This is a genomic window from Dietzia sp. Alg238-R159 (genome assembly GCF_900537145.1).
GTDB lineage: Bacteria > Actinomycetota > Actinomycetes > Mycobacteriales > Mycobacteriaceae > Dietzia > Dietzia kunjamensis.
Map to the genome: position 1 here is coordinate 66035 of NZ_UNRI01000001.1, position 25394 is coordinate 91428.

At 72.2% G+C, this 25394-nt stretch carries 28 protein-coding genes; 22 read left to right on the forward strand and 6 right to left on the reverse strand.

The window, feature by feature from the left end; all coding sequences use genetic code 11:
* Positions 1-24: 24 nt before the first annotated feature.
* From G6R20_RS00310 to G6R20_RS00320, 3 genes are read left to right on the forward strand one after another with little or no spacing between them, the layout of a single operon-like run.
* Positions 25-1719 (forward strand): nitrite/sulfite reductase, encoded by a 1695-nt coding sequence (locus tag G6R20_RS00310; protein ID WP_067715396.1) that lies wholly within the window; start codon positions 25-27, stop codon positions 1717-1719.
* The gene (locus G6R20_RS00315; protein ID WP_163375236.1) at positions 1716-2498 is read left to right on the forward strand and encodes a phosphoadenylyl-sulfate reductase; all 783 of its coding nucleotides are present in this window, start codon (positions 1716-1718) and stop codon (positions 2496-2498) included. The genes G6R20_RS00310 and G6R20_RS00315 overlap by 4 nt, the downstream gene beginning before the upstream one ends.
* Positions 2495-3361, forward strand: coding sequence for an NAD(P)-dependent oxidoreductase (locus G6R20_RS00320; RefSeq protein ID WP_163375238.1), 867 nt, complete (start codon positions 2495-2497; stop codon positions 3359-3361). The genes G6R20_RS00315 and G6R20_RS00320 overlap by 4 nt, the downstream gene beginning before the upstream one ends.
* Positions 3362-3388: 27 nt before the next feature.
* On the opposite strand, the gene G6R20_RS00325 is transcribed toward G6R20_RS00320, so the two are convergent.
* Positions 3389-4174, reverse strand: a complete 786-nt coding sequence (locus G6R20_RS00325; protein ID WP_163375240.1) for a lysophospholipid acyltransferase family protein — start codon at positions 4172-4174, stop codon at positions 3389-3391.
* Between the two features lie 81 nt (positions 4175-4255).
* Here G6R20_RS00325 and G6R20_RS00330 point away from each other — a divergent pair, with 81 nt between their 5' ends.
* The 10 genes from G6R20_RS00330 to G6R20_RS00375 all read left to right on the forward strand — a co-directional run bounded on the left by G6R20_RS00330 (position 4256) and on the right by G6R20_RS00375 (position 12039).
* Positions 4256-4948: a CbiX/SirB N-terminal domain-containing protein gene (locus G6R20_RS00330; RefSeq protein ID WP_163375242.1), complete on the forward strand. Its 693-nt coding sequence runs from the start codon at positions 4256-4258 to the stop codon at positions 4946-4948.
* 142 nt (positions 4949-5090) lie between these two features.
* Positions 5091-5438: an Lsr2 family protein gene (locus tag G6R20_RS00335; protein ID WP_069389515.1), complete on the forward strand. Its 348-nt coding sequence runs from the start codon at positions 5091-5093 to the stop codon at positions 5436-5438.
* A 435-nt stretch (positions 5439-5873) separates the two neighbouring features.
* Positions 5874-6611: a TetR-like C-terminal domain-containing protein gene (locus G6R20_RS00340; RefSeq protein WP_240341208.1), complete on the forward strand. Its 738-nt coding sequence runs from the start codon at positions 5874-5876 to the stop codon at positions 6609-6611.
* Positions 6608-7465: a thioesterase family protein gene (locus G6R20_RS00345; RefSeq protein WP_163375245.1), complete on the forward strand. Its 858-nt coding sequence runs from the start codon at positions 6608-6610 to the stop codon at positions 7463-7465. Before G6R20_RS00340 ends, G6R20_RS00345 begins: the two co-directional genes overlap by 4 nt.
* A complete protein-coding gene (locus tag G6R20_RS00350; protein WP_163375247.1) occupies positions 7462-8313 on the forward strand; it encodes a maleylpyruvate isomerase family mycothiol-dependent enzyme in 852 nt (283 codons plus the stop codon). The genes G6R20_RS00345 and G6R20_RS00350 overlap by 4 nt, the downstream gene beginning before the upstream one ends.
* Before the next feature lie 14 nt (positions 8314-8327).
* Positions 8328-8735 (forward strand): CrcB family protein, encoded by a 408-nt coding sequence (locus tag G6R20_RS00355; RefSeq protein WP_163375248.1) that lies wholly within the window; start codon positions 8328-8330, stop codon positions 8733-8735.
* Complete coding sequence (gene crcB / locus G6R20_RS00360; protein WP_096906286.1) at positions 8722-9108, forward strand: fluoride efflux transporter CrcB; 387 nt, start codon at positions 8722-8724, stop codon at positions 9106-9108. The genes G6R20_RS00355 and crcB overlap by 14 nt, the downstream gene beginning before the upstream one ends.
* 34 nt (positions 9109-9142) lie before the next feature.
* Positions 9143-9751 carry an RNA 2',3'-cyclic phosphodiesterase gene (gene thpR, locus G6R20_RS00365; protein WP_240341209.1) on the forward strand — a complete coding sequence of 203 codons (609 nt, stop codon included), beginning with the start codon at positions 9143-9145 and terminating at the stop codon, positions 9749-9751.
* A 34-nt stretch (positions 9752-9785) separates the two neighbouring features.
* A complete protein-coding gene (locus tag G6R20_RS00370; RefSeq protein ID WP_163375250.1) occupies positions 9786-10412 on the forward strand; it encodes a nucleosidase in 627 nt (208 codons plus the stop codon).
* An 88-nt stretch (positions 10413-10500) separates the two neighbouring features.
* A complete protein-coding gene (locus tag G6R20_RS00375; protein ID WP_163375251.1) occupies positions 10501-12039 on the forward strand; it encodes an HNH endonuclease signature motif containing protein in 1539 nt (512 codons plus the stop codon).
* 5 nt (positions 12040-12044) lie between these two features.
* Here G6R20_RS00375 and G6R20_RS00380 read toward each other — a convergent pair whose 3' ends face one another.
* Positions 12045-12497, reverse strand: a complete 453-nt coding sequence (locus G6R20_RS00380) for a molybdenum cofactor biosynthesis protein MoaE (protein WP_163375253.1) — start codon at positions 12495-12497, stop codon at positions 12045-12047.
* A complete protein-coding gene (gene moaCB, locus G6R20_RS00385) occupies positions 12494-13549 on the reverse strand; it encodes a bifunctional molybdenum cofactor biosynthesis protein MoaC/MoaB (RefSeq protein WP_163375255.1) in 1056 nt (351 codons plus the stop codon). The genes G6R20_RS00380 and moaCB overlap by 4 nt, the downstream gene beginning before the upstream one ends.
* Positions 13550-13634: 85 nt before the next feature.
* On the opposite strand from moaCB, the gene G6R20_RS00390 reads away from it, so the two are divergent.
* Positions 13635-14720: an NADH:flavin oxidoreductase/NADH oxidase gene (locus tag G6R20_RS00390; protein ID WP_163375257.1), complete on the forward strand. Its 1086-nt coding sequence runs from the start codon at positions 13635-13637 to the stop codon at positions 14718-14720.
* A gap of 7 nt (positions 14721-14727) precedes the next feature.
* Here G6R20_RS00390 and G6R20_RS00395 read toward each other — a convergent pair whose 3' ends face one another.
* Positions 14728-17046: a fatty acid desaturase gene (locus tag G6R20_RS00395; RefSeq protein ID WP_163375259.1), complete on the reverse strand. Its 2319-nt coding sequence runs from the start codon at positions 17044-17046 to the stop codon at positions 14728-14730.
* A gap of 102 nt (positions 17047-17148) precedes the next feature.
* Here G6R20_RS00395 and G6R20_RS00400 point away from each other — a divergent pair, with 102 nt between their 5' ends.
* The 4 genes from G6R20_RS00400 to G6R20_RS18425 all read left to right on the forward strand — a co-directional run bounded on the left by G6R20_RS00400 (position 17149) and on the right by G6R20_RS18425 (position 19703).
* Positions 17149-18177 carry an AraC family transcriptional regulator gene (locus G6R20_RS00400; protein ID WP_067715039.1) on the forward strand — a complete coding sequence of 343 codons (1029 nt, stop codon included), beginning with the start codon at positions 17149-17151 and terminating at the stop codon, positions 18175-18177.
* A complete protein-coding gene (locus G6R20_RS00405) occupies positions 18174-18794 on the forward strand; it encodes a class I SAM-dependent methyltransferase (protein ID WP_163375261.1) in 621 nt (206 codons plus the stop codon). Before G6R20_RS00400 ends, G6R20_RS00405 begins: the two co-directional genes overlap by 4 nt.
* Entirely contained in the window at positions 18791-19453 is a 663-nt protein-coding gene (locus G6R20_RS00410) for a TenA family protein (RefSeq protein WP_163375263.1), read from the forward strand. Before G6R20_RS00405 ends, G6R20_RS00410 begins: the two co-directional genes overlap by 4 nt.
* Before the next feature lie 94 nt (positions 19454-19547).
* Entirely contained in the window at positions 19548-19703 is a 156-nt protein-coding gene (locus tag G6R20_RS18425; protein WP_096906278.1) for a DUF6131 family protein, read from the forward strand.
* A gap of 105 nt (positions 19704-19808) precedes the next feature.
* Here the strand turns inward: G6R20_RS18425 and G6R20_RS00415 are convergent, their stop codons facing one another.
* Both G6R20_RS00415 and glp read right to left on the reverse strand, forming a co-directional pair.
* The gene (locus tag G6R20_RS00415; protein ID WP_163375265.1) at positions 19809-20285 is read right to left on the reverse strand and encodes a BLUF domain-containing protein; all 477 of its coding nucleotides are present in this window, start codon (positions 20283-20285) and stop codon (positions 19809-19811) included.
* A gap of 83 nt (positions 20286-20368) precedes the next feature.
* Positions 20369-21619 carry a gephyrin-like molybdotransferase Glp gene (gene glp / locus G6R20_RS00420; RefSeq protein ID WP_163375266.1) on the reverse strand — a complete coding sequence of 417 codons (1251 nt, stop codon included), beginning with the start codon at positions 21617-21619 and terminating at the stop codon, positions 20369-20371.
* A 76-nt stretch (positions 21620-21695) separates the two neighbouring features.
* Here glp and G6R20_RS00425 point away from each other — a divergent pair, with 76 nt between their 5' ends.
* The 4 genes from G6R20_RS00425 to G6R20_RS00440 all read left to right on the forward strand — a co-directional run bounded on the left by G6R20_RS00425 (position 21696) and on the right by G6R20_RS00440 (position 25358).
* On the forward strand, positions 21696-23126 hold the full coding sequence (locus G6R20_RS00425) for a solute carrier family 23 protein (protein WP_240341210.1): 1431 nt from the start codon (positions 21696-21698) through the stop codon (positions 23124-23126).
* Positions 23127-23203: 77 nt separating this feature from the next.
* Complete coding sequence (gene moaA / locus G6R20_RS00430; protein ID WP_163375268.1) at positions 23204-24250, forward strand: GTP 3',8-cyclase MoaA; 1047 nt, start codon at positions 23204-23206, stop codon at positions 24248-24250.
* A 31-nt stretch (positions 24251-24281) separates the two neighbouring features.
* Positions 24282-24545 carry a MoaD/ThiS family protein gene (locus G6R20_RS00435; RefSeq protein ID WP_227022118.1) on the forward strand — a complete coding sequence of 88 codons (264 nt, stop codon included), beginning with the start codon at positions 24282-24284 and terminating at the stop codon, positions 24543-24545.
* Positions 24546-24548: 3 nt separating this feature from the next.
* Positions 24549-25358: a substrate-binding domain-containing protein gene (locus tag G6R20_RS00440; RefSeq protein ID WP_163375270.1), complete on the forward strand. Its 810-nt coding sequence runs from the start codon at positions 24549-24551 to the stop codon at positions 25356-25358.
* The last annotated feature ends 36 nt before the right edge of the window (positions 25359-25394 follow it).

Here is a 25394-nt window from a genome sequence, read left to right on the forward strand (position 1 = left end):
TCTGTTCTGACTATTGTCGCGGGCATGACCGATACTGCAGCCGCCCCCCGCCCTGCTCGTCCCGCGCGGGCGCCCAAGCCGCAGGGGCAGTGGAAGATCGACGGCAAGCTGACGCTGAACCACAACGAGGAGTTCAAGCTCACCGACGACGCGCTCAACGTGCGCCAGCGGATCCTGGACACGTACTCCAAGGAGGGCTTCGCCTCGATCCCGTCGGACGACCTCTCCGGCCGTATGCGCTGGTGGGGCCTGTACACCCAGCGTAGGCAGGGCCTCGACGGCTCCCGCACCTCCAAGCTGGAGGCCGACGAGCTGCAGGACGAGTACTTCATGATGCGCGTCCGTACCGACGGCGGCGCGGTCACCACCGACCAGCTGCGCGTACTCGCGGGGATCTCGACCGACTTCGCCCGCGGCACCGCCGACATCTCCGACCGGCAGAACATCCAATACCACTGGATCGCCATCGAGGACGTCCCCACCGTCTGGCAGCGGCTCGAGGACGTGGGGATCGACACCGTCGAGGCCTGCGGCGACTGCCCGCGCGTCATCCTCGGCAGCCCGGTGGCGGGCGTCGCCGAGAACGAGATCCTCGACCCCACCCCGGTGATCGCCGAGATCAAGGCCAAGTACATCGGCACCCCCGAGTTCTCCAACCTCCCGCGCAAGTTCAAGTCCGCCATCACCGGCCACCCGAGCCTGGACGTGGTCCATGAGATCAACGACATCTCGCTGGTGGGCGTCGAGCATCCCGAGCTCGGTCCCGGTTACGACCTGTGGGTGGGCGGCGGCCTGTCCACGAACCCGCAGCTCGCGACCCGCATCGGCGTGTTCGTCCGCCAGGAGGAGGCCGCCGAGGTCTGGGCCGCCGTCGTGGGCATCTTTCGCGACTACGGCTACCGCCGCATGCGCACGCGCGCCCGGCTCAAGTTCCTCATCAAGGACTGGGGCGCCGAGAAGTTCCGCCAGGTCATGCAGGACGAGTACCTGGGCCGCGAGCTGCCGGACGGCCCGGCACCCCGCCGCGGTGTCGGCTCGGGTGACCACGTGGGCGTCTTCGAGCAGAAGGACGGCCGCTACTACGTGGGCGCCGCCCCGACCGTCGGGCGCGTGGGCGGCGAGAAACTGGCGCAGGTCGCCGACCTCGCCGAGGCCGCGGGATCCAAGCGCGTCCGCTTCACCCCGCACCAGAAGCTGCTCGTGCTGGACGTCGAGCCGGACAAGGTCGACCAGCTGGTCGACGGACTGGCCGAGATCGGCATGTACGCCCGCCCGAGCTCGTTCCGCCGCGCCACCATGGCGTGCACCGGCATCGAGTTCTGCAAGCTCGCCTTCGTCGACACCAAGGACACGGCGACCGCGCTGGTCGACGAGCTGGAGCGGCGCTTCGCCGACGACGCGCCCCTGCGCACGCCGCTGTCGATCCACCTCAACGGCTGCCCCAACAGCTGCGCCCGGATCCAGACCGCCGACATCGGGCTCAAGGGTCAGCTGCTCGACGGTGACACCCCCGGATTCCAGGTCCACCTGGGTGGCGGGCTGGCCTCGCAGGACCAGGAGTCGGGTGGGCTCGGGCGCACGGTCCGCGGCCTCCGCGTGCCGTCGGCAGAGCTGCCCAACTACGTCGAGCGCGTGATCCGCAAGTACATGGACACCGGTGCCGGCGGCGAGACCTTCGCCGAGTGGGCGCACCGGGTGGATGAGGAGGCCCTCGTATGACGGCTGTAGCCCTGGACCTGCTGCCCCGCAGCACGGTCCTCACCCCCGGCCCCGGCCGGAAGCGCACCACCGCCGAGCTCAAGGCGATCGCCGAGGAGGCCGGCCGCCGCTTCGACGACCGCGGCCTCTACGGCAACCACTCCGAGATCGACCCCGCCGAGGTCCTGGCGTGGGCGGGCGAGACCTTCGGTGACGCGCTCGCGGTGGCCTGCTCCATGGCCAACACGGTCGTGCCGGAGATGACCGCACCCCACGCCCCCGGCGTGGACGTGCTGTTCCTCGACACCAGCTACCACTTCTCCGAGACCGTCGGCGTCCGCGACGCGCTCGCGGCCACTCCCGGTCTCAACGTGGTGGACGTCCGCAGCCCGGCGACCCGCGAAGAGCACGAGGCCGCCCTCGGCCCGCGCCCCTTCGAGACCGACCCCGAGCTGTGCTGCCGCCTGCGCAAGGTGGAGCCCCTCGACGCCGCCCTGTCCGGCTACGAGGCGTGGATCACCGGCCTGCGCCGCGTGGACACCGACCACCGGGCCGGCGCGGCCATGGTCGAGTGGGACGAGAAGCACTCCATGGTCAAGATCAACCCGCTGGTCGCGTGGACCCTCGAGCGCGTCCACGACTACGCGGCCGAGCACGGGTGCCTGCTCAACCCGCTGCTCGACGACGGCTACCCGTCGATCGGCTGCGAGCCGTGCACCCGCCGCGTCGAGGCCGGAGCGGATCCCCGCTCGGGCCGCTGGGCGGGATCGTCCAAGACCGAGTGCGGCATCCACCTGTGACCAGTGCGCTCTCGGCGTCGCCCGCCGGCCCGGCACCGACGCCGGCGCTGGACGGGCTCCCGCTCACCGTCGGCCTCGCCGGTCGCGAGGTGCTGCTCGTCGGTGCCGGGCCCGTCTCGGCCCGCCGGGCGGAGACCTTCCTCGAGGCCGGCGCCGTCCTGAAGGTGGTGGCCCCGCGCGTCGACCCGGCCATGGCCGACCTCGCGGAGCGGGCATCCGACCGCCTCGTCGTCGTCACCAGGTCGTTCACCCCATCCGACCTGGACAGTCCCTGGATGGTGCACATCGCCACCGGCGACCCCCTGGTCGATGCGGAGATCGCCGCCCTGTGCGAGCAGCGCCGCATCTGGTGTGTCACCGCGGGGGACGCCGGGCTCGGCTCGGCGCGGGTACCCGCGCGGACGGCCGTCGCGACGCCCGCCGGCCTCGTGCGCATCGCGGTCGACTCCGGCGACCCCCGGCGGTCGGTGCGCGTGGGACGCCACGTGGCGCGCTCGCTGGCCACCGCACCCGCGGGCCTGCGCGCGCGTCGCCGCCCGGCCACCGGGTGGGTCGCGCTCGTGGGTGGCTCCGGCGACGGTGACCTGCTCACCGTGCGCGCCCGGCGCCTCGTCCACGCCGCGGACGTCCTGGTCACCGACGGCGCGGCCGACGCCGCGCTACTGACGGAGCTCGACGACGACGTCGAGGTGCTCGAGACCGGACCCGGCCTGCCCGCCGCCCGCGTCGCCGAACTGGTGGCGACGCGGTTCGCCGCGGGTCACGGGGTCGTGCGGATCGCGGCGGCGGCCACCCTGGCCGCGCGGGCCCGCGAACTCGACGCCGTCGGGGTGGAGTTCGAGGTCGTCCCCGGCGTGGTCTGAGCAGGGCAGTCCGGGCAGGGCGGCCGTCTACTCCCAGGCGGCGGTGAGGGCGTCGTCGATACCGTCCCGCACCGCGCCACGCACCTCGTCGATCGCCGGCGGGGCCCCCGGGTCCTCCCATACGATGGGCCGGCCCGCGGCCAGCACCGGGCGTCGCGGTGGTGTCCTGGCGTGCTCCCGCCCGTGGTAGACGATCCCGACCGGCAGGACCGCCACCCGGCCGTCCTCCTCGCGGACCCCGCGGACCATCTGGCCCACCCCCTTCTTGACCGAGCCGAGACGGAGCGTGCGCAGGTCGTCGGCCGAGGAGTTGGTCCCCTCGACGAACGTCAGGACCACGCCGCCCGAGGTGAGACGATCCACGCAGAGACCGATGAGCCGGGCCGCCGCCGCGTCGTGCACCTCCCGAGCCGTGCCCTGGTAGTTCTTGGCCCGGAACACCGGGACCGTCCCCGTGTACTCGAACACCGGACGCAGCGGGCCCCGGAAGAGCGGGTCCTTGGTCAGGCCGGTGCCGCTCGACAGGAACCGGACCCGCTTGTCGAACACGCCCGAGGCCAGGACGAACGGGTCGTGCTTGGACGGGTGGTTGGCGGCGACGACGATCCCCACCCCGGCGTCGTGGAGACGGTGCAGCTCGGACACGGTCCCCGGCGCGATGCGCAGCTCGGGGGCATAAACGGCCCCGACGAGGGCCAGCAGCGGGTGGGTGAAGCCGTCGCGCCGACGACCGGGGCCGTAGAAGTCGTACACGGCCTCCCAGTTGGCCACGGTCACCTCTGGCCGCGCACCCCGCCTGCCGCCTGCGTTCATCCCCCCAGTGTCGCCGAGCGGGTGCCGCCCCGCACCCGGATTGCGGCATGCTCGAAGGGTGAACGCTCCCGGGATGACGTCATGAGCCCCCGCCTCCTGCTGGTCGCCCACGGCACCCGGGCGGCGGCGGGCCGCCGCGTGCTGGGTCGGGTCCTGCTGGAAGCGCGTAAGCAGCTGCCCGGCGTGGACTGCCGACTCTCCTGGGTGGACGTCCAGTCACCCGGCCCGGGCCGGATCCTCACCGACGGCGCACCGACGGTCGTGGTCCCGGCCTTCCTTGCCCGCGGTTACCACGTCACCCACGACGTCGGGCAGGCCTGCCGCGACGCCCCCGGCCCGGTCGTCCAGACGCCGCACCTCGGTGCGGAACCGGAGGTCGTGCGGGCGCTGATGCAGCGGCTCGCCGAGGCCGGCGCGGTGGGCGCGTTCGGCGCGGACGCCGTGGTCCTGGGCGCGGCGGGGAGTAAGAACGCGTCGTCGATCGCGGAGACGAGGGCGCTCGCCGACAGGCTCTCCGACCTCATGGGCGTGCCGGTGACCTCGGGTTTCGCCTCCGCGGCGGTCCCGACCGTCGCCGAGGCGGTCGAGCAGTTCCGCACCGCGGGGCGACGACGGGTGGCGGTCGCGACCCACCTTCTCGCCCCCGGTTTCTTCGCCGATCGAATGGCCGCGGCAGGCGGGGATATCGTCTCTCCGCCACTCGGCGCACACCCGGAGATCGTCGATCTCATCGTGCGGAGATATCGCGAGAATTCCGACTCTTTCGGCCACTGAACAACTGTGGGATATCCCCGAAAAGTTCAGCACTGAAAACATTGTCGAGAAGCGTTATCCAAAACATACGTGTGCGTATGTCGACCTCCCTGTGCATAATGTCTTCATATAGAGAACAGGGCCGGCCAAGGGAGAAGAACACATGGCACAGCAGTTCCAGGTGCAGTACATCGACGACCTCGACGGAACGGATCTCGGCAGCGACGCCAATACGATCACGTTCGCATTCGACGGTAAGGAATACACGATCGACCTCAGCGATGAGAATGCTGAGAAATTCCGCGAGGTAATGGCTCCGTACGTGGAGAACGGCCATCGTGTCTCGTCCAGTGGCAAGGCCAAGCCTGCACGCCGGGCCGCGGCCAAGTCCTCGTCGTCCTCGGGCGATACCAAGGCGATTCGCGAATGGGCCCGCAGCAACGGTTACGAGGTCTCCGACCGCGGCCGAATTCCGTCCGACATCATGGACGCGTACGCCGCGGCCAACTGATACGGACACCGGTCTGTACGAACAACACACGGACGCGCACTAACCCTGTCGCCACTCGACGAGGCGGCGAACTGGAATCGCGCACAAAGGTAAAGGCCCGTAGTCCCCTCGAGGGGCTGCGGGCCTTTCTTTTCGCATGCTGACCGTTCGGGGCTCGCCGACTCTCTCGAGTTGCCCGGCCCGGCGCCGAATTCTCATGTCCTCGTTCAGCCGGGTCGTGCGTCCGGAACGGACCGAAGACGGCGCGCAGCCATGCGTGGATCGGAACACCGTCACAGCAGGTCGGACACCGTTGCCACGGCGTGCTCGGCGGCGCCGGTCCGGTGTGGGACGCGGGTGTGATGGCGGCGCCACGACAGCGGCATCACTGCGTCTGCCGCGACACGCCACGCCGCTATGACGCCGATGTCGTCGTCGTCGTCGTACCCTGCCGGGGTGACCCCATCCTCGCCGCGCGCGGCCACCCGCGCCTCGACCCAGGCCGCGACCCGCGCCCCCCACCACGCCCAGTACGACGAGGCGCTGCGCCGGGGGATCCTCGACGAGGCCACGCGACGGCTCCGGGACGCGGCGCCGGAGACGCTGGGACTGCGGCCGCTCGCCGCCTCCCAGGGCACCTCCACCACGGCGATCTACACGATGTTCGGCGGGAAGTCCGGGCTGCTCGCGGCCGTCGCGCACGAAGCCGACCGGCAACTCGCGGTCGCCCTGCGCGAGTCGCTGCGCCACGACAGCGTCGAGGGCGACATGCGGTCACTGTGCCGCGCGTACCGGCGGTGGGCACTGGAGAACCAGGGCCTGTACGGGCTGGTCGTGGGCGAGCCGGTGCGGTCGCCGCGAGCCGGGATCGCCGGGGCCGGGGACGGCAGGGGTGGGGACAGCACCGTCGACGCGCTGTGGCGCGAACCGCTGCTCGAGGTGGTCGACGCGGCCGTCGACGAGGGCGTGTTCCGGTCGGCCGACGTGCACGAGACCGCCACCACGATCTGGGCGTCGCTGCACGGGGTCGTGTCGCTGGAGCTGAGTGTGTGGCGGTCCTCGCCCAGCGCCGAGCAGTACTTCGAGACGCAGCTCGCGGCGATCCTGCGGTCGTGGGCGGCGGGGTCGGCGGGCGGCTCGGCCGGGTTCGGCGCGTACGCCGGCGCCACCGGCACGGACGGGGTGGCCCGATGAGCGAACGCGCCTTCTTCACCCTGGACGACAGCGGGGCGTACCTGCCCACCCGGTACGCCCGCAGCGCCTGGTCGGACAGAATGGTCAACGGCCCGGCCGTCGTGGTGGCGGCCGCCCGGTCGCTCGAGCACGAGTTCGGTGCCGAGGAGTTCCAACCCGCCCGCCTCACGGTGGACCTGTTCGCGCCGGTGCGCAACGAACCCCTGGTCGTCCAGACCGAGGAGATCCGCAGCGGCAACCGCATCCGCGTGGCCGACGCGCGGCTGATCCAGGGGGGCAAGGCCGTCGCCCGCGCCACGTTCGTCCAGCTGCGCCGCGGTGAACAGCCACCGGGGACGGTGTGGCGGTCCGGCCGGGAGCTCGCGGCGCCGGCCGACGCGGATCCGGGGGAGACCGGGCCGGGGACCAACGTGTTCTTCGGCAGCGGCGAGCCCGGCCCGTCGTGGGACCGCGACATGGGCGTGCACCAGAACGACCAGCGCAAGCGCTTCTGGATCCACCCGCTGGACGTGGTGGAGGGCGAGCCGGCCTCCCCGTTCCAGCGGGCCGTGATCGTGTCCGAGTCCACGAGCCTCATGACGCACTGGGGCGACGAGGGGATCGGCTTCATCAACGCCGACCTCACCGTGGCGCTGGCCCGGCTGCCCCGGTCGGGGGACATCGGGATCGAGGCCGACGAGCACGTCAGCGCGGACGGCGTGGCCGTGGGCACCGCCTCGCTGTTCGACCGCGACGGGATCTTCGGCACCGGCACCGTGGTGGCGGTGTCGAACGCGGGGCGACAGATCGACTTCACCCGCCGCCGGGCGGACGGCAACGACCGCCCCGGGTCCGACGAGGCGACCCGCGTATGACCTCCCGGCTCGCCTACTCCAGGATGCTCGACGCGCTCGAGGCGCAGGTCGGGCTGGTGCGGTACGCCCTGGCCGGGGACGGGCTCGGGACCGGTGCGGACGTCACCGCCCCGGTGGCCTCGTGCCCGGGCTGGTCCGTGCACGACCTGGTGGTCCACCTGGGCGCGGTCAACTGGTGGGGCGCCGCCACGGTCCGCGAGGCCACGCCCGACACCCGGACCGGGGGAAGGGGAGCGGTCATGGAGTCCGCGCCGCCGGTGACCGAGGGCGCCGCCGCGCTCGCCGACTGGTACTCCGGTCTCACCGCCGAGATGATGACGACGTTCACCGACACGGCCCCCGACGCCCTGGTCTGGACCTTCTCCGGCCCGGGCCGCGCCGACTTCTGGCCGCGGCGCCAGCTCCACGAGACCCTCGTCCACCGCTGGGACGTCGAGAACGCCCTGCACGGTGGCGCCGCGACGACGCCCGTGCCGGAGGACGTCGCCGTCGACACGATCGACGAGTTCTGTACCGTGATGCGCCCGCACATGGCCGCCCACGTCGCGCCGCTCGCGGTGACGATCCGCCTCCGCGGCGTCCCCCACGCCCCGGAGGGCCCGGCCGCGGTGGGCCTCGCCGCGGGCGCCGAGCCGGTCGGGGCGGGCGCCCTCGGCGCGCTGGAGTGGGAGCTGCCCGGTGCGGACGGTGCGGGCCCCGACTCTACGGGCGCGGTCGAGGTGGCGGGGCCGCCGGAGACGCTCGCCTTGCTGCTGTGGGGCCGCGTCGGCGCCGACGCCGAGGGCCTGGAGATCACCGGTGATCGCAACGGCCTCGACGCCGCCCTGGAGGCCGGACTGTCCACGTGAGGTTCCCCGCCGCGATGGTCACTCTCACTTCGATGGCCGTCGTCGCCGTCGGCGGGGCGGCTGGCACGTTCGCGCGGGTCGTCGTCTCCGAGTTGGCGCCGCCGGCCCTCACCGTGACGCTCGCGATCAACGTCGTGGGCGCGTTCGCACTGGGGGTCGTCCTCACCGTGCTGCCCGAGGGCGGGGTGTGGCGACGAGAGGGACGACGACAACGACGACGACATCACGCCCGGTTACTGCTCGGCCCCGGTTTCTGCGGGGGGTTCACCACCTACTCGCTCATCGCCCTGCAGGTCTCGACCCTGGCGCGGGCGGGTGATGGGGTCGGCGCGATGGTCTATCCCGCGGCGACGCTCGTGCTGGGCGGTGTGGCCACCGTGCTCGGGATGGCGCTGGGATCGAGGGGTCATGACGGTGGGTGACGCCGTGATGGCGGTGTGGGTCGCGCTCGGCGGGGGCGTGGGCGCGGCCCTGCGCTACGGCGTGGGCCTGGCGGTCGCCGCGCGGTGGCATGGCCGGTTTCCGCTGGGCACGTTCCTCGTCAACGTGTCGGGTTCGTTCGCACTGGGCCTGGTCATGGGGCTGCTGGCCGGACCCACGGGAAGCGGCGGGACGGTGGCCGTGCTGCTGGGCACGGGAGCACTCGGCGGCTACACGACGTTCTCCACGGCCAGTTATGACACCGTTCGCCTGGCCCGCGACGGCCGGTTCCTCACCGCGGCGGCGTACGGGGTGGGGACGATGACAGCCACGGTGGCCGCCGCCGCTCTGGGGTGGTGGCTCGCGGGCTCGTGATGGATCACGACTCGGGCTTGTGGACCACCGGCGCATGGTCCACGGTGGAGTGATGGGGCACCGGATGTTCGTCGCGGTCATGCCGCCCGGCGAGGTTCGCGAGGAGCTGGAGCGGTTCCTCGAGCCGCGGCCGGGTCTGACGTGGACGAACCCCGCCCAGTGGCACCTCACCCTGACGTTCTGTCCCGACGTCGACGACTGGCGTCTCGACGAGCTGACCGAGCGGGTGGAGGCGGTCGCCCGGAAGCACGAGCCGTTCACTCTCCGGCTGGCCGGCGCGGGGGCGTTCCCCTCGGTTGAGCGGGCCAAGGTGTTGTGGGCGGGGGTCGATCAGCCCGAGGATCGGCCGCTCCACGCGCTCGCGGCGGGCGTCCGCTCGGCCGCCAACGCGGCGGGCTGCGTCCCGGACGGCGCCCGGTTCCGTCCGCACCTCACGCTCGCGCGGCTCGGTGGTCGCGACGATGCGACCGCCTGGCTGCGGGTGCTCGACACCTTCACGAGCAGCCGGTGGGAGGTCTCCGAGATCGCACTCGTCGACTCGTTCCTCGGCGAGGGGCCGCGGGGCCGGGCCCGCCACGAGGTCGTCGCCCGATTGCCGCTGGGTGCGGGCGAGCGACGCTGGTGGGACCCGCCCGGGGGGTGAACGGACAGGCCCCGCGACGGCTACCGTATGGCGCGTGGAACTCATCGGGACCGTCGATCCGGCTCACCCTCTCGTCGTCGTCGCGCTGGAGCAGGAGGCACGGCACTTCGTCACCGACTTCCCGGTGCTCGTCACCGGCGTCGGCAAATTGCGCGCGGCCGTGGCCGTCGCGCACGCGCTCGGTGGCGGGGCACGGCCGCGTGAACTGGTCAACGTGGGCACCGCGGGCGGGTTGCACCCGGGCATGGAGGGCACGCACGAGATCGCGACCGTGTTCCAGCACGACTTCGACGACCCCGCCCTGCACGCCGTCACCGGCCGGCACGACGGCCCGCCGCTGGCGCTGTCCGCCCTGCGTGCGGTGACCCCCGAGCACGCCGCCGCGCCGTCGGGGCCCGGGGGATCGGCTGCGCCAGTGCTCGCGACCGGCGACAGTTTCGTCGCGGGCGGCCCGGTGCGGGACCGTCTGGCCGGGATCGCCGACCTGGTGGACATGGAGGGGTATGCGGTGGCCGCGGCGGGCGCGATGTTGGGCGTGCCCACGCGACTGGTCAAGCACGTCTCGGATGCCGCCGACGAGTCCGCGGGCACCACGTGGGTCGAGGGTGTCGACGCCTGCGCGCGGATCCTGGCGCAGTGGGTGGGTACCCGGTTGGGGTGAGTGATCGAAGATGATCGAACTCTTGTACTAATGCGCCGGCGCGGGTACTGTCGAATGTAGGTTCGATGTCAGTGGCGGAGGGGGTGGAATGGTGACGACGACGAGTGCGCTGTTCGCCGTACCCGAGCCCCTCGGCATGGTCGACATGGAGGCCGTCAGCGAGGCGGCCCGTGCCGCGACGCTGGCGCAGAACCGCGCCGGGGCCACACGGCTGGAGGCGGCGCATGTCCTGGTCGAACAGTTCGCCCGGKCCGMSCAGGCACAGGCGGAGCAGGCCGACGAGGCCGGCGCCGGTTCRCGCCGACCCGCGTACGCCCGGCTGGATCCGGAGGCCCGGGCCCGCGATCACCTCGTGGCGGCGTGYCAGCTCACGTGYTGGCACGCCGCGCGGTTGGTGACGGCCGGGACGCAGATCCACCGGCGGCTGCCCCGTCTGCGATCCACGGTCGACCGCGGGCTRCTGCCCGAGCAGTTGGCGGTCGATATCGCRTGTCGCCTGGCGGAGGTGCCGGACGCGATCGTGTCGGYCGTGGAGGACGAGGTGGTCGCGCGCTTCACGGACGATCTCGACGGTGGCGACCGGCCGACCCGCAACGCRGTGGACTCGGCGATCGATGACGCCGTGGAGCGACACGACCCGGCTGCCGCGCAGGACGCCRCCGCMGCGGCGGCCGCCACCCGCTCGGTCCGWTTCCGCGGCGACCGGAACGGCATGGCCACGATGTGGGCCARGCTCACCGCCGCCGATGCCGARCTCCTYCGTCGTCGCATCGAGACCGATGCGTCRGCCGCCTCGGCGGACGGACTGGACGGTTCCCTGGATCAGCTCCGCGCCGACGCCCTCGCCGCGCTCGCCGTCTATCCGCCTGCTGGTGRCCCGTCCGCGACCAGCCCTTGCGCGACCGACCCTGCCGCTGCCCCTGCGTCCGAGCACGACGGCATCGMACTCGGCGACGTCAGGCTCGGGGCGGACCTCCCCCGGCCCACGCTGGGCAACGCCGCGCGGGCCGGTCAGCCGATCCGCATCAGCGTGATCGCCTCCGCGGCCCGGGGCCTGCCCAACCGTGTCGAGTTCGTCCACGGCACCTACAGCAGCGTCGARTGGCTCTGCACGGAACTGCTCGAGGGCGACGACGCGAGCGTGCGGTTCGAGCTCATCGACCCCGCCCCCGGCGTGCTCGACTCCCCCGAGCACGCCCTGCGCTACGTGATCACCCCCGCGATGGCCGAGCGAATCCGCATGCGCGACGGGACCTGCCGCCACCCCGGGTGCTCGGTTCCCGCCGAGGCCTGCGACGTGGACCATGTGATCGCGTTCAACACGAAGGACCCCGAGCTCGGCGGGCCGACCACCGAGTGGAACCTCGTCTGCCTGTGCCGCAAACACCACCGGGAGAAAACGTTCGGGACCAACGCCTACCGGTCCGGGCCGTTGGGTGAACTCGTCATCATCACCGACACCGGACACGAACACCGCACCAGACCCAAGGGCCCCTTGGCCCGTGCCCGTGACGCCATCTGGGAACGCGAGTGGAACGCCTTCGCCGACCGCATCGTCGCCGACGACGGCACACTCATCAATCCGCCGGGTCAGGACAGGTACCGACCCCGCAGACGGCCGGCCTGACCAACTCAGCAGTCGCCGACGCCCACCCATTCGGAGACGCCGTCGGTGAAGCGCTGCCGYTTCCAGATGGGCACCCCGTGCTTGAGMCGCTCGATGAGCTCCGAACACGCCGCGAACGCCTCGGCCCGATGCGGAGCCACAGCGACCACCACCACCGCGACCTCGCCCACCGGCAGCACGCCCACGCGGTGGACGGCGGACACGCGGACCGTACGCCCGGAATCGGCCGCCGAGGTGTGCTCGACCGCGACCTCGTCGCAGAGCCGGGCGAGAGTGTCCCGGGCCGTGGGGTGGGCCGAATACTCGATGTCGTGGACCTCGCGGCCCCCGTCGTGGTCGCGCACGACGCCGGAGAACGTCACCATCGCCCCGTCGGCGCTGGTCCACACGGCCTTCTCGACCTCGCGCGGGTCGATCTCCCGGTCGGTGATGTCCACCAGCGGACTGGAGACGCTCATCGGTGTCCTCCTCCGTGGGCGTGGACGTCGAGCAGGTGCTCGAGCAGGTCGTCGAGGACCGCCAACCCGTCGCGGACTCCGCCCGTCGAGCCCGGCAGGTTCGCCACCAGGGTACGTCCGGCGAAGCCCGCGAGCCCGCGGCTCATCGCCGCCGTCGGCGTGGCCGCCAGGCCGCGGGCCCGCATCGCCTCGGCGACCCCCGGCAGCTCCAGCTCCAGGTGCGGCGCGGTGGCCTCCGGCGTGCGGTCGTCGGGGGCGACCCCGGTGCCGCCGGTGGTGAACAGGACCGCGGGGGAGCGGCGGACGTGCTCGGTGACGGCCGTGGCGATGTCGGCGTCGGCCACCACGTGCACCTCGACCGGCGAGAAACCGCGCTCGAGGAGCCAACCCTCGATGGCGGGGCCGGTGGTGTCCTCGCGGTGGCCGTGCGCGGCGGCGGTGGAGGAGACGACGACGACACCACTTCGGCCGGAATCGAGCGCGGCGGGCCCGGTGTTCGCGCGCGTCACCTCGTCGTCGTCGTTCCCGGTCGTCTCCTCGGATTCTCGCGTCCAGTCACCGCGTTTGCCGCCCGTCTTGGCGGCGAGGCGGACCCCGTCCATGGTGGCGAGCGGGTCGATGGCCTTGACCATGTCGTGCAGCGTCAGCCCGGCCACGGAGACGGCGGTCAGGGCTTCCATCTCGACACCCGTCCTGCCCGTCGTCTTGGCGGTGGCCTTCACGTGGATCTCGCCGGCCTCGTCGTCGAGGTCGAAGTGCACCTTGACCGAGTTCAGCGGGATCTGGTGGCACAGCGGGATGAGCTCGGAGGTCTTCTTGGCCGCGCCGATCCCGGCGAGGCGGGCGGTGGCCAGGACGTCGGCTTTGCCCAGCGAGTCTCCTGCGACCATGGTCACGACGTCGGGGCGCGTGCGGAAGATCCCCTCGGCGGTGGCGGTGCGGGTGGTGACGGCCTTGTCGCCGACGTCGACCATGCGCACGCGGCCCTCGGCGTCGAGGTGGGTGAGCTGCGGCTCGGGTGATGAGCCCTGTCCGGTCGGCGCGTCAGTCATGCCGTTCACGGTAGTCGGCCGTGTGCGGCGGGCTCCGGGGGTGCGGCGAGGCGGGGCGTCACGGGGTGCGGGTTTAATCGCGGACATGGCGATGCTCTTCGAACCGATCCGTATCCGCGACCTCGAGATCCGGAACCGGGTGTGGCTCTCGCCGATGTGCCAGTACTCGTGCGAGGACCGTGACGGGGTGCCCACGCCGTGGCATCTCGTGCACCTGGGCGCGCGGGCGCAGGGCGGGTTCGGCCTGATCCTCGCGGAGGCCTCGGCGGTGGTGCCGGAGGGGCGGATCAGTCCCGAGGACGCCGGGCTGTGGAACGACACGCAGCGCGATGCGTGGGCGCCCATCGTGGACTTCGTGCACTCCCAGGGGGCGGCGATCGGCATCCAGCTGGCGCACGCCGGGCGGAAGGCGTCGGCGTACCGGGCGTGGCCCGGATACCCGGTCGGCTCACTTCCGCCCGAGGAGGGTGCGTGGACGACGGTCGCGCCCTCGGCGATCGGGTTCGGTGACATGACGAGACCGGAGGCGCTGGACGTCGACGGGATCCGCGCGGTGGTGACCGCGTTCGCCGACGCCGCCCGCCGCGCCGACCACGCCGGGTTCGACGTCGTGGAGATCCACGCCGCCCACGGGTACCTCATCCACGAGTTTCTCTCGCCGCTGTCCAACGAGCGGGACGACTCCTACGGCGGTTCGCGCGACAACCGGGCCCGGCTGCTGCTGGAGATCTGCGACGCGGTGCGGCAGGTGTGGCCGGAAGGTAAGCCACTGTTCGTCCGGATCTCGGCCACGGATTGGGTGCCCGGCGGCTGGACCCCGGAGGATTCGCGCTGGTTGGCGGGCCGGCTCGCCGAGCACGGGGTCGACCTGGTGGACGTCTCCTCGGCCGCCAACACCCCCGACCGGCCGCCGGTCGAACTGGAGCAGGGCTACCAGGTGCCGTTGACCGAGGAGGTGCGCGCGTCGGGTGCAGTCCTGGCGGGCGCCGTGGGGCTCATCAGTGACCCGGAGTACGCCGAACAGCTGCTGGTCGACGAGCGCGCTGACGTGGTGTTCCTCGGGCGCGCCGCGCTGCGCGAGCCCGCCTGGCCACAGCGCGCGGCTGCCGAACTCGGCCTGGACTGGCGGCAGACGCCGTACCCGCCGCAGTACACGCGCGGGAAGTGGTGACGGCCGACTAGAGATCCAGCTCGACGTCCGAGCAGGCCAACGCGGTGCAGACGGTGACGCGCTCCTGCGCGACGGCGCCGGGTGCACGGTCGGCGGCCTCCGCGCGGATGGTGCCGCTGAGCTTGGGCGTCACACACGCTTTGCACAGCCCGCGCTGGCAGCCGGTGGACACGGCGATCCCGGCGCGGCCGGCCGCCTCGAGCAGGGTGGTGGCACCGTCGATCTCCACCGCCGTGCCGGTGCGGCGGAAACGGACGGTGTAGCGACTGCCGTCGTCGTCGGGCCGGTCCAGTTCGGGCGCGGTGAACGATTCGGCGTGGAACCGCCCGGCCGGCTGGCCCAGGTCACGCAGCCACCCGCGCGTCAGGTCGATGAGCGCGGCCGGGGCACACACGTAGGTCTCGCGATCGGCGGCGTCGGGGACCACGCGCTGCAGGAGCTCTGGGCCGAGTCGGCAGGTGGAGAGGTCCTCGCGCGCGGACGGTGCATCGGTGAACAGGTGCAGGGTGATGCCGGAGTCGCGGGCGAGCTCGCGGAGTTCGGACTCGAAGATGATCGAGCGGTCGTCGCGGTTGACGTACAGCAGCGTCGCGTCGGGGCGGGTACCGGTGGCTCCGTCGGGCTGGCCGCGGCGCGCGTCGCGGGCGATGCGGCGCAACAGACTGATGATCGGGGTGATCCCCACCCCGCCGGCGATGTGCAGGGATTTCGCACCCGGCGAGGGCGTCGGGAAGTCGCCCGAGGACTGCGGCACGCCGACCAGTGTCACGTGGTCGCCCGCGCGCAACGAGTCGTTGAGCCGGGTGGACACCCGCCCGCCCTCGACGCGCTTGACGCAGATCTCCATGGCGCCCCCGGCATCCGCCTCCGCGTCCGAACTGTCGCGGACCAGGCTGTACTGGCGGACCGACTCCTCGCCGCCCTGACCATCGCCGGCGCGATCGCCTCCGCCGGCGACCCGGAGCGACACGTACGCTCCGGCATCCCACCCGATGTCCTCCCAGCCGCGCGGGCGGGCCAACCGCACCGACACGGCCTGGCCGTCGGCGACGGGCGTCGCGGACAGGACCCTGACCGGCACGTTGTGGAAGCGCGGCTTGTCCAGGTACGGCGACTCGGGCAGGGGCCTGTAGGACAGCCCGGCGCGCACGCGGCGTACGAGTGAGGCGGGGTCGCGCAACAGTGTCGAGGGGCGGCCGAACTCGCGCTCGCCGAACGGGACCGACAGCCCGGTGAGCGTCTTGGCGATCAGCGGCACCGTCTCGAGTAGCGGCGTCTCGTGGTACGGAAGCCCGTACTTGGCAGCGATGGCCCGAACCTCCGGGGCGATCCGGCGCTGCATCGACGGCGGTAGGTCGGGGAAGAGGTGGTGCTCGACGTGGGTGTCGAGGCCGCCGTAGAAGATCCGCAGGTCGGGGCGATCGGCGAACGGCACCTCCTCCTCCAGGACCCGCGCGAGGGCGTCGTCCATCTGCATGCTGGGCAGGAAGTTGCGGGTCGCCCGGATCTGTCGCTCGTAGTACTGGTCGGCGGTCTCGTCGGGGCCGGGGTCGGTGAACAGCTCCAGCTCGCCGGCGTGGTGCTCGATGAACACGAGGAACAACACGGCCATGTAGCCGGTGACGCCGCCGGAGTAGTTGGCCAGCAGGGTGGGCAGCGGCTTCCACCCCGAGCGGAACGGTTCGTCGATGAAGCGACGCCTCAGGTCGCGTCCGGCGATCCGGGCGGGCGAGCGCAGGGTATAGGCGCTGAAGAACGGGTCGCCGGAAACCTTGCGGGCGATGTTGGCCAGGAAGAACGGAGCCGCTGCCGGGGCCGCTGCCGCCAGCGCCGAGATGAGCGCCACCTGACCGAGGTGGTGGCCGTACCAGTCCTGTCCGGCGCTGCCGCGGAAGATGCTGTAGCCGAGGTCGTGGTCCTTGCCGACGATGTTCGTGTTGGGGTGGTGGCCCACGTGATGCATCGTCTTCCAGTGGTCGACGTCCACGTTGAAGTCCCACTCGTAACGGTCGGAGTGATAGTCGCCGTTGCCGGGCAGGTGGTCGTAGCTGCCGTGGACGATGTTGTGCCCGAGCTCGGAGAACTGCATGAGCCGGTACATCATCTCCAGCGCCGTGGCCCGCCGGATCGCCCGCGGCCCGCCCTCGCGCAGCAACTCGCGGCGACGGGCGTCGATCGCCCGGCCGTAGGCGGTGACGTTGCGGATGTGCGCCAGGTCGTCCTCGCCGACGGCGGCCTTGGCCCGCGCGTACAGCGCCCGGATCTCGTCGGCGAGGCCGGTGGGGCCGGCTGACTGGGCGGTTCCTGCGCGTGCGGCGAGAGTCATGACTGTGACGCTAACCACCCGACGCGGGCGCGGGAAGGTCGCAAACGGGCGCAGAGTTGGCATTTTCGGACATCCGCCGCCCGGTGTTGCTACGGTCGGCCGATGGACTCCTCGCCGGTATGGGCGGTGCCGCGGGGCACCGAGGGCGTCCGCATCATGGTGGAGGGCGGGCTGGCCCACGGGATGACGACGACGGAGTGCCTGGCCGGCACGGGCCTCGATCCCGGCGACCTCCACGACGAGACCGCGCAGATCTGGGCGCACCAGGAGTTCACGGTGATCCGCACCCTGCTCGCGCGCCTCGGAGACCGGCCCGGGCTGGGGGCGGGCGTCGGTGCCCACTCCACCATCGGACGGACCGGCGTCATCGGCTTCATGATGCTCGCGGGCCCCACCGTGCGGGCGGCGATCGATCGCGCGATCCCCTATCTCGCCTTGTCCCCGACCCACGTGCAGTTCTCTCTCGAGGTGGACGGCCCGGACGGCGGGGCGGTCCTGGTCGCCGCCGACGACCAGATCCCCGCCGACGTGCGCACCTTCGTCGTGGAGCGGGACCTGGCAGGGTTGGCCGCGGCGTTCCGCGGTGCCCGGATCGACCTGGGGCCGGTCTCGCTCGAGACGACCCTCGGCCCGGAGAGCGCGGCGCTGGTCGGGCACGCGTGGGGCCTGGCGCCGGACACGGTCACGCCGCACGCCGCGCGCAACCGGCTGACCGTCTCGCGACAGGCCCTCGAGGCCGAGCTGCCGCAGGGCGACGAGAACACGGCGCGAGTGTTCGAGCGGCAGTGCCGCGAGCTCCTCGCCGACAGGCTCGCGCGGGTCGGCGTGGCCGGCCAGGTGCGCAGCCGGCTCCGGCACGAGCGCGGGACCTGGCCGTCGATGGCGGACGTGGCGGCGGAACTGCACGTCGATGTCCGCACCCTGCGACGCCACCTCGGAGCGGAAGGGACCTCGTATCGGACGCTGGTCGACGAGGTGCGGCATCAGCGGGCGCTCGAGCTGCTGGTGCACGACGTCCCGGTGGCCGAGGTGGCCGCCGAGCTGGGCTACTCCGAGACCGCGACCTTCTCCCGCAGTTTCCGCCGGTGGGAGGGTGTACAGCCGAGTCGCCGACGGGGGAGGTCGTCGTGACCGGGGAGGTCGGAGCGGCGTATTCGAGCCGCGCACAGGAGTACATCGACCACCTCGGTTCTATCGCGTCGGTCCACCCCTCGGACCTCGAGCTGGTCGCGCGCTGGGCGGATCAGCTCGACGGGCCGCTGATCGATGCAGGCTGCGGCCCAGGGCACTGGACGGGCCACCTGGCGGCCCGGGGCGTCGACGTGCGCGGAGTCGACCAGGTACCGGAGTTCGTGAGTCACGCCCGCCGAGCTCATCCCGGGTGTCGATTCGAGGTGGGTGACCTCGACGCGTTACCCCGGTCGCCCGGCGAGGTCGCCGGGATTCTCGCCTGGTACTCGCTCATCCACCACGAGCCGGCCACCGTGCGACCGACGCTGTTGCGGATGGCGCGGTGTCTGCGCCCCGGCGGCGGACTACTGCTCGGGTTCTTCCACGGTGCGGAGGTCGAACGGTTCGATCACGCCGTGGCCGGGGCCTACCGCTGGTCGGTTGAGGCCCTGTCGGAGGAGTTGCGGATGGCAGACTTCGAGGTGATCGAGACCTACACGCGGACCGGGCCGGGAGTCCGACCTCACGGCGCGATGGTCGCCCGCCTGATGTCCGCCCACGACGGGAGAGCCGAGTGACCCTGTTCGAGACCCTCAAGGACCGCTGCCGCCCCGAGTGGGAGGCGTACACGCGCCACGAGTTCGTCACCGAACTCGGGCGGGGGACGCTGCCGCTCGCGGTGTTCCGTGACTACCTCGTGCAGGACTTCCACTTCCTGGTGCAATTCGCCCGCGCCAACGCGCTGGCGGCCTACAAGAGCCGCACCCTGGCCGACATCACCGCCGCCCACCGGGCCACCGGCGCGATCCTCGCGGAGACCGAGCTACACCTGCGGCTCACCGAACGGTGGGGCATCCCGCGCGCCGAGCTCGAGGCCGCCGCCGAGAAGCAGGCCACCGTCGCCTACACCCGGTACGTGCTGGATTCCGGCATGGCGGGGGACCTGCTCGACCTGCATGTGGCGCTGGCCCCGTGCACGATCGGCTACGCCGAGATCGGCGCGCACCTGGTGCCCCGGCTCGCCGAGCACGACGGCGAGCACCCGTACGGCGAATGGATCTCCGAGTACTCGGGCGCGGAGTTCACCGCCGCCGCCCGCGCCGCGATCGAGCAGCTCGACGTGCTGTCCGAGGGCGGACTCACCGGCCGCCGCCTCGACGAGCTCACCGAGGTGTTCCGCACGGCCACCCGGCTGGAGATCGACTTCTGGCAGCAAGCGCTCGACAGCACAGGATGAGGCGCGGGCGTGACCGGGCGCGATCGGTCGCGGACTCTGTGGGACGTGGGTACGCACAGTCGTTCCTGAAAAATTACGGTGAAAGGACGACTACATGATCATTCTTGGCGCAATTCTCTTGATCCTCGGATTCCTCTTGGACATCCCCATCCTCTGGACGATCGGACTCGTGCTCATCGCGATCGGCGTCATCCTCGTCATCCTCGGTGCGGCAGGCCGCGCGGTCGGTGGACGTAAACACTGGTTCTGACACGCCGGGTCACATCTGACCCGGGGTGAGCACGAGCGTCCGGCGCACATCCCGCTAGTAGCGGGTGCGTCGGACGCTCGTCATTTACCCGTCTGCTGAGCCGGGTCAGGACGCGGCGGAGTGTTCCTTCGCCTTGAACCAGGTCGACACGTCGTCGGCCGCCCGTCGCACCGTGCCCCCGTCCGCACCGGCGGCGAGGACGTTGAAACTGTCGCGCACGCCGTGGAGGCCGGCCGGCTCGTGGGCCCCGGGCGTCCCGAATCCCATGCGCCAATCGGGGAAGCTGCGGTCGACGGTCGTCTCGGTGAGGATCACGCGGAGGTGGTGGTGCCGCTCATCGGCGATGATGTCGTCCAGGAGGGCATCGATCTCGGCCGGTGGGCCCTCGAGGAACTGCATGAAGCAGTCGTCCCGGAAGAGCAGGATGCCGGTGATCCCCACGCGACGATTGCGGTGCCTGGCAGTGCGCAGGATCGACTCGAAGTCCTCGGGCACCATCTGCCTGGTCGGCGTACTCGTGTACACGAGGTACTTGAGAAGGCCCTCGTCCGGCACCGCGGTCGGCTCGGCGTCGGAACGCATCGGGACCCCCGTTCTCGCCCGCGGCGAAGTACGACGTGCGCAGGCTGGTCAACGCACCTTCCCCCGGACTGTACGGCGTGCCCCTACAGCGGCAGGACGTCGACCTCGGCGCCGGACTCCAGTGAGGTGACGTCGGCGGGGATCTCGATCAACACGTCCGCCCGGGCCATCGAGGCCACGAGGTGCGAGCCGGGGCCCGAGACCGGATCGGCGGTGGGCCGGCCGTCGCCGTCCGCGGCCAGCGCCGCCCGCAGGTACTGCACCCGCCCGGCAGGCGAGGTGACGTCGCGGGACAGGCGGGCGCGGACGGGGCGGACCGGCGCGCGGCCGACGGCCTCGAGGATGACCGGCCGCAGGAGCACGACGAACGACACCATCGCGCTCACGGGGTTGCCCGGCAGGCACACCACGGGAGTGCCACGCCAGCTCGAGAGCCCCTGCGGGCCGCCGGGCTGCATGGCGATCGGGGCGAAACGGGCGCCCTCTCGGTCGGCGAGCACCTGGCGCACGACCTCGGCGTCGCCCATCGACACCGCGCCGACGGTCACCACGAGGTCGGCGTCCCCGGCGGCCGCGTCGAGAGTCGAGGTGAACGCCGCGCGGTCATCGCCGCTGATGAGCGTCGTGGTGACCTCGCAGCCGCACGCCTTGAGCGCGGCGGCCAGGGTGATCGAGTTGGACTCCCAGATCTGCCCGGGCGCGAGCGGCTGCCCCGGCGCCACCAGCTCGGAGCCGGTGGCCACCACCCCGACCCGCGGCCGCGGCCGAACATCGAGTCCCGACTCCCCGAGCGAGGCCGCCGCCGCAAGGTGCCGCGCCTGCAACCGCACCCCGGCGTCGATCACCACGTCGCCGGCCCGGACATCGTCCCCCGGGCGACGGATGAACTCGCCCCGCGACCGCGGCGCATGCACCAGGACGACAGTGGGGTCGGTCTCGCTCACGGTCGTGTCCTCGATGGGCACCACACAATCGGCACCCCGGGGGACGGGCGCACCGGTCATGATCTTGCAGGCCTCGTCGTCGTCGACATCGGGTCCCGGCCCGTCACCGGCGTGCACCGCCCCGACCACCGTCAGCCGCGCCGGCGAGTCGGGTCCCGCCCCCGCGACGTCAGCGGAGCGCACCGCGTACCCGTCCATCTGCGAGTTGACGAACAGCGGCAGGTCGACCGACGCCCGCAACGCCGCCGAGAGCACCGAGTCCGCGCACGCCGCGAGCGGCAGGTGCGTACTGCGGGCGGCCCGCTCGAGAACCGGCTCCAGGTGCGCACGCAGGAGCTCGCGGTACTCGGCGGGGGACGGGCGGCTCGGCCTGTCGGGCAGGGAGGTCATGTCACCACCGTAACCGCGTTGTACTGTGCCTACGGTCCGCGCGAGTGCGGCCGGAAGCAGCGAGAGTGGGGAAGAAGTGGGTCTCTGGTCGGTACACGGCGACGGCAAGAACATCAGACCCGGCGAGGTGGTCGCCCCCATGGAGCGGTTGAGCTGGCCGCGGACCATCGGGATCGGCGCCCAGCACGTGGTGTCGATGTTCGGCGCGACATTCGTCTTCCCCATCATCATGGGGCTCAACCCGCAGCTGGCGATCCTCTTCTCCGGCGTGTGCACCCTGCTGTTCCTCGCGGTGGTCAAGGGGCAGGTCCCCAGCTACCTCGGCACCTCGGTGGCATTCGTCGGCGCGGTCGCCGCGATCCGCGCGCAGGGCGGCACCAGCGCCGAGGTGACCGGCGCCATGCTCGTCGCCGGCGCGACGCTGCTGGTGGTGGGCCTGATCGTGCACGTCGTGGGCGGCCGCGTGGTCACCGCGATCCTGCCGCCGGTGGTGACCGGCGCCGTGGTGATGCTGCTCGGCTTCAACCTGGCGCCGGTGGTGGCGGAGACGTACTGGCCGCAGGACCAGTGGGTCGCACTGGCGGTGATGATCGTGCTGATCGGAATGACCGTGGGGCTCAAGGGCTTCGCCGGGCGGATCGCGATCTTCCTGTCCCTGGTCTTCGGCTACGTCCTGTCCTGGGTGCTCGACCTGGTCACCGGGCCCGAGAGCCCGCGCGTGGACTGGTCGGGAGTGTGGGACGCGCCGTGGATCGGGCTGCCGCCGATGACCGACGAGGCCGCCGGCGTGGTGGGTATCCACGCGCCCGACTTCTCGCTGGCGTTCGTACTGCTCGTGGTGCCGGGCGTCATCGCGCTCATCGCCGAGAACGCCGGGCACGTCAAGGCGATCGGCGAGATCACCCGCACCGAGACCGACGGCCTGATGGGCCGGGCCCTCGCCGCGGACGGCGCGGGAACCGTGCTGGCGACCTCGTTCGGTGGATCGGCGACGACGACGTACGCCGAGAACATCGGCGTGATGGCCGCGACCAAGGTGTACTCGACGGCCGCGTACGTGGTGGCCGCGCTGACCGCGATCGTGCTGGGGTGTTCCCCCAAGCTGGGGGCCGTGATCTCCGCGACCCCGGGCGGCGTGCTCGGCGGCATCACGGTGGTGCTCTACGGCATGATCGGCCTGCTCGGCGCCAAGATCTGGAAGGAGAACCGGGTCGACTTCGGCAACCCGCTCAACCTGGTGCCGGTGGCGGCGGGTGTGGTGATCGCGGTCGGCGACACGACCCTGCTCATCACCGACGACTTCCAGCTCGGCGGCATCGCGCTGGGCACCCTCGTGGTGGTCCTGGGCTACCACCTGGGACGGGCGATCGCGCCACAGCTGCGCGACCAGGCCGAGCGCGACGAGATCCACGAGCTCACGCTGCTGGGGCCGAACCCGGACGTCCCCGCCCCGGACGTCCCCACCCCACAGGGGCGCGCCGCGAACGGGGACACGGCGGGTAGGTGACCGGACGGGCGGTCGCGCGCCGCCTGACGGTGCCCCCTACACTCGGAGCCACGCGACCGCGGAGGGAGGTGGGCGCCGTGACCGAACCGGACACCCGCAGCCCCTCCACGCGCCCCGCTACCCCGCTGCTCGTCGACTCCTTCGGCCGCGTCGCCCGCGACCTGCGCGTCTCACTGACCGAGAAGTGCTCGCTGCGCTGCACCTACTGCATGCCCGAGGAAGGGCTGCCGCCCATCCCGGACGCCGCGCGGATGACCGCTGACGAGGTGATCCGGCTGGTCGCCCTGGCGCACCGCGAGCTGGGCGTGCACGAGGTCCGCTTCACCGGGGGCGAACCCCTCATGCGGGCCGACCTCGAGCGCATCATCGCCGGCACGCGGGCCGAGTGCCCCGACCTGCCGATCGCGATGACCTCCAACGGCGTGGGGCTCGAACACCGGGTCGGCGCGCTGGTCGAGGCCGGTCTGGACCGGATCAACATCTCCCTGGACACCGTCAACCGCCTCGAGTTCGCCCAACTCACCCGCCGGGACCGGCTGCCGTCCGTCCTGCGGGGCGTCCGGGCCGCGGTCGAGGCCGGCCTGGACCCGGTGAAGGTCAACGCGGTGCCCCTGCGGGCGACCCTGCCCGGAGCGCCCGACCTGCTGGAGTGGGCCCTGGCGGAGGGCGTGCAACTGCGCTTCATCGAGGAGATGCCGCTCGACGCCGACAACACGTGGTCGCGCGCCGAGATGGTGACCGCGCAGGACGTACTGGACTCCCTCGGCACCCGCTTCGACCTCGTTCCCGCCGGGCGCGAGGACCCGTCCGCGCCGGCCGAGATGTGGCGGGTCGCAGGACGCACCGTGGGAGGTGCGCCCGCGACGGTCGGGGTGATCGCGACCGTCACCCGGAACTTCTGCTCCGCCTGCGACCGGACCCGCCTCACCGCCGAGGGGACCGTGCGGTCGTGTCTGTTCAGCGACGACGAGACGGACGTCCTCGGGGTGCTGAGGTCGGGCGCGCCCGACCACGAGATCGCCGAGGTCTGGCGCGGCGCGATGTGGGGCAAGCAGGCAGGACACGGCATCGGCGGCACCGCCTTCCACAGGCCGCGGCGGTCGATGGGCGCCATAGGTGGTTGACGTGTCAGTGCCGGAGGATAGGGTTGACGTCGTGAGCAGGACACCGAGAGTGATCACCGTGGGGTACTACGCGGCCGCCGAGGACGCCGCGGGTACCGCCCGCGAACGGCTGCACACACAGGCCACGACCGTCGGGGAGTTGGCGCGGGAGGTCTGCGAGCGACACGGCGAGCCGCTGGCCAGCATCGTGACCGTGTCGTCGTTCCTCGTGGGTGAGGAGACGACCCGGGACCCCCACGCCTCGATCGACGGTGTCTCCGAGGTGGACGTACTGCCTCCCTTCGCCGGAGGCTGATCGGTGAACCGGGGCCGGGCTGTCAGCGCGTTCGCTCTCGCCCTGGCGTGCTCGGGAACCGTCGCGTGCGCCGAGCCGGAGCCCGACTCCCCCGTCATGACCCTCGGGGTCGCCGCCTCGCCGTCCCTGTCCGAGGCGTTCACCGAGATGGTCGACGTCTTCGAGGACGAGCACCCCGGGGTCCGGGTGAGCCTGGAACTGGGCCGCTCCGACACGATCGCCGAGGGGATGCCCGCCCGCGACGACATCAACGTCTTCGCCTCCGCGGACGAGGGCTCCATGCAGTGGCTCGTCGATACGGGAGTGGCGGTCGAACCGGTGGTGTTCGCGCGCAACCACGTCGTCGTCGCGGTCCCGTCCGGCAACCCGCGCCAGGTCACCGGCCTCCGCGACCTGGAACGGCCCGACCTGCGGGTGGGGCTGTGCGAGCTGGACGTCCCCTGCGGTCGCGCGGCGGAGTCGCTGTTGGCCGTGGCGGGCGTGGCCACCCCGCCGGGGGTCCCCCGTGATCCGAGTTCGCGCGCGCTCGCGGCCCGCCTGGCGGACCATGAACTCGACGTGGGCATCGTCTACCGCACCGATGTCGCCGCGTCCCACGGCTGGGTCGCGCTGGCCGAGGTCGACCAGCGCGACTGGGAGCTGGCGCAGGACGCCGGCACGACGCGGTACACGGTGGCCAGGATCCCGGGTGCCGAGGACGGACCGGACGCCGGGGCCGAGCGCGCGGCCGCGAGCGAGTTCCTCGAGTTGGTGACGTCGGACCGCGGCCGTCGCGCCCTCGAGAACGCCGGGCTGGCGCCGTTGCCGCAGTAGGCGTCTGCGCGGTTCGGGGCGGCCCTAGACTCGGCG

What these genes read in the sequence shown, in the direction of transcription:
- G6R20_RS00310 (WP_067715396.1), top strand. Translation starts at nt 25, where the DNA reads ATGACCGATACTGCAGCCGCCCCCCGCCCTGCTCGTCCCGCGCGGGCG.
- G6R20_RS00315 (WP_163375236.1), top strand. Translation starts at nt 1,716, where the DNA reads ATGACGGCTGTAGCCCTGGACCTGCTGCCCCGCAGCACGGTCCTCACC.
- G6R20_RS00325 (WP_163375240.1), bottom strand. Translation starts at nt 4,174, where the DNA reads ATGAACGCAGGCGGCAGGCGGGGTGCGCGGCCAGAGGTGACCGTGGCC.
- G6R20_RS00330 (WP_163375242.1), top strand. Translation starts at nt 4,256, where the DNA reads ATGAGCCCCCGCCTCCTGCTGGTCGCCCACGGCACCCGGGCGGCGGCG.
- G6R20_RS00335 (WP_069389515.1), top strand. Translation starts at nt 5,091, where the DNA reads ATGGCACAGCAGTTCCAGGTGCAGTACATCGACGACCTCGACGGAACG.
- G6R20_RS00345 (WP_163375245.1), top strand. Translation starts at nt 6,608, where the DNA reads ATGAGCGAACGCGCCTTCTTCACCCTGGACGACAGCGGGGCGTACCTG.
- G6R20_RS00350 (WP_163375247.1), top strand. Translation starts at nt 7,462, where the DNA reads ATGACCTCCCGGCTCGCCTACTCCAGGATGCTCGACGCGCTCGAGGCG.
- G6R20_RS00355 (WP_163375248.1), top strand. Translation starts at nt 8,328, where the DNA reads ATGGTCACTCTCACTTCGATGGCCGTCGTCGCCGTCGGCGGGGCGGCT.
- crcB (WP_096906286.1), top strand. Translation starts at nt 8,722, where the DNA reads ATGACGGTGGGTGACGCCGTGATGGCGGTGTGGGTCGCGCTCGGCGGG.
- thpR (WP_240341209.1), top strand. Translation starts at nt 9,143, where the DNA reads ATGGTCCACGGTGGAGTGATGGGGCACCGGATGTTCGTCGCGGTCATG.
- moaCB (WP_163375255.1), bottom strand. Translation starts at nt 13,549, where the DNA reads ATGACTGACGCGCCGACCGGACAGGGCTCATCACCCGAGCCGCAGCTC.
- G6R20_RS00390 (WP_163375257.1), top strand. Translation starts at nt 13,635, where the DNA reads ATGGCGATGCTCTTCGAACCGATCCGTATCCGCGACCTCGAGATCCGG.
- G6R20_RS00395 (WP_163375259.1), bottom strand. Translation starts at nt 17,046, where the DNA reads ATGACTCTCGCCGCACGCGCAGGAACCGCCCAGTCAGCCGGCCCCACC.
- G6R20_RS00400 (WP_067715039.1), top strand. Translation starts at nt 17,149, where the DNA reads ATGGACTCCTCGCCGGTATGGGCGGTGCCGCGGGGCACCGAGGGCGTC.
- G6R20_RS18425 (WP_096906278.1), top strand. Translation starts at nt 19,548, where the DNA reads ATGATCATTCTTGGCGCAATTCTCTTGATCCTCGGATTCCTCTTGGAC.
- G6R20_RS00415 (WP_163375265.1), bottom strand. Translation starts at nt 20,285, where the DNA reads ATGCGTTCCGACGCCGAGCCGACCGCGGTGCCGGACGAGGGCCTTCTC.
- glp (WP_163375266.1), bottom strand. Translation starts at nt 21,619, where the DNA reads ATGACCTCCCTGCCCGACAGGCCGAGCCGCCCGTCCCCCGCCGAGTAC.